This is a genomic window from Pseudoroseomonas cervicalis ATCC 49957, assembly GCF_000164635.1.
Classification (GTDB): Bacteria; Pseudomonadota; Alphaproteobacteria; order Acetobacterales; family Acetobacteraceae; genus Pseudoroseomonas; species Pseudoroseomonas cervicalis.
The window spans coordinates 1-1,704 of record NZ_GG770979.1; the positions used below are offsets into that span (position 1 = coordinate 1).

Here is a 1,704-nt window from a genome sequence, read left to right on the forward strand (position 1 = left end):
CCGGCTGCGCTTCGAGCCGGCGCCGGCGCGGCTCGACGGGCAGCGCGCGGTGTGGGAGCTGGAGCTGCCGGCGCGCGGCCGCTGCGCGCTGTTCATCGAGATCGCCTGCAACCCCACCGGCGCACCGGAGTGCCGGCCGCGCATCGGCTTCGGCCAGGCGCTGCGCGCGGGGCGGCGCTGGCTGCGGCAGCGCGCCGCGCGGCTGCCGCGCATCGAGAGCAGCAACGACATCTTCAACGAGGCGATGCGCCGCGCCGGCGCCGACCTGACCATGCTGCTGACCGAGACGCCGCACGGCCCCTACCCCTATGCCGGCATCCCCTGGTACAGCACCGCCTTCGGCCGCGACGCGCTGATCACCGCCTGGCACATGCTGTGGCACGAGCCGGCGATCGCCCGCGGCGTGCTGGGCTACCTGGCCGAGCACCAAGCCACCGCGCACGACCCGGCCACCGATGCCGAGCCGGGCAAGATCCTGCACGAGACGCGGCAGGGCGAGATGGCGCTGCTCGGCGAGGTGCCGTTCCGCCGCTACTATGGCAGCGCCGACGCCACGCCGCTCTTCGTCATGCTGGCTGGCGCCTATCTCGACCGCACCGGCGACCTGGCCACGCTGCGCGCGCTCTGGCCCAACATCGAGGCGGCGCTGCGCTGGATCGAGGAGGAGGGCGATGCCGATGGCGACGGCTTCCAGGAATACCGCCGCAAGCGCCCGGACGGGCTGCTGAACCAGGGCTGGAAGGACAGCCACGACGCCATCTTCCACGCCGATGGCCGCCTCGCCGAGGGGCCGATCGCTCTGGTCGAGCTGCAGGCCTATGCCTACGCCGCCTGGCAGGCCGCCGCGCGCATCCTGGCGGCGCTGGGCGAGCCGGTCCGCGCCGAGGCCTATGCGCGCCGCGCCGCGCGGTTGCGGCGCGATTTCGACGCCGCCTTCTGGGACGAGGCGCTCGGCACCTATGTGCTGGCGCTGGACGGGGAGAAGCGGCCCTGCCGGGTGCGCGCCTCCAATGCCGGGCACGCGCTGTTCGCCGGCATCGCCCTGCCGGAGCGCGCGGCGCGGGTGGCGCACACCCTGCTCGACCCCTCCTTCTTCACCGGCTGGGGCATCCGCACCATCGCCTCGGGCGAGGCGCGCTACAACCCGATGAGCTACCACAACGGCTCGGTCTGGCCGCATGACAACGCGCTGGTCGCCGAGGGCTTCGCCCGCTACGGGCTGCGCGAGGCGGCGGCGCGGGTGTTCGGCGCCCTCTTCGACGCCGCCGCCGCGGCCGAGCAGCGCCGCCTGCCGGAGCTGTTCTGCGGCTTCCCCCGCCGCCACGGCCAGGGGCCGGTGCTGTATCCGGTGGCCTGCTCACCGCAGGCCTGGGCGGCCAGCACGCCCTTCGCCCTGCTGCGCGCCTGCCTCGGCCTCGGCTTCGACCCGGCGCAGGCGGGGGTGGCGTTCGACCAGCCGGTGCTGCCGCGCTTCCTGCACGGGCTGACGCTGCACAATCTGCGGCTGGGCGGGGGGCATCTCGACATCGCCTTCCGCCGCGTCGATGGCGAGGTGGCGATGCATGTGCTCGGCCGCTCCGGCGGCGTGCGGGCGACGCTGCGGATCGGCTGAGCCGGGCGGCTCAGCCCGTAGGGGCGGCCAAGGGGGCCGCCAGCGGGGCGGGGGCCGCCTCCTGCAGCTCGGCGCAGCCCAGCGCGTGCAGG

Annotated in this window: 1 protein-coding gene; it reads left to right on the plus strand. The window is 75.2% G+C overall.

Annotation, left to right across the window (positions count from 1 at the left end; translation table 11 throughout):
- Positions 1–1,612 (plus strand): amylo-alpha-1,6-glucosidase (locus HMPREF0731_RS20920; protein ID WP_007006233.1); only part of this gene is annotated, 1,612 nt, incomplete at its 5' end.
- Between the last annotated feature and the right edge of the window lie 92 nt (positions 1,613–1,704).